1 protein-coding gene is annotated in these 307 nt (G+C 41.0%); it reads right to left on the bottom strand.

The window, feature by feature from the left end; all coding sequences use genetic code 11:
• Positions 1–87: 87 nt before the first annotated feature.
• The coding region (locus Q0X97_RS11870; protein ID WP_302067625.1) for a hypothetical protein at positions 88–307 on the bottom strand (220 nt) is incomplete at its 5' end.

The following is a 307-nucleotide window of genomic DNA, read 5'->3' as shown; positions in this document are numbered from 1 at the left end:
TTTGCTTAGTTTCAACATCAGTGGGCTTCTTTCCTATTTAAAGGCCGTCTAAACATCCGAATGGTTTTCAGACGGCCTTTTCTCAATCTACTTCACCGTTCGCGAATACAGACTGTATATCTTCAACATCCAAGCCTCGTTGGTTTGCGGATTGAAATATCCACCATATACATTGGAACCGTTGTCTTCTTTACGCCAGCTTTTACCCCAATTGGTACTGACAAATTCAACATCGGCTCCGTAGTAACTGCGCGAACTGTCAATACCATTGATATAGATTAGGTTTCCTTTACCCAGATACATTTTA

The sequence above is a fragment of the Neisseria sp. MVDL19-042950 genome (assembly GCF_030504625.1).
Classification (GTDB): Bacteria; Pseudomonadota; Gammaproteobacteria; order Burkholderiales; family Neisseriaceae; genus Neisseria.
Note: the sequence above shows the minus strand (reverse complement) of the source record. Positions and strands in the feature narration are given on the sequence as shown.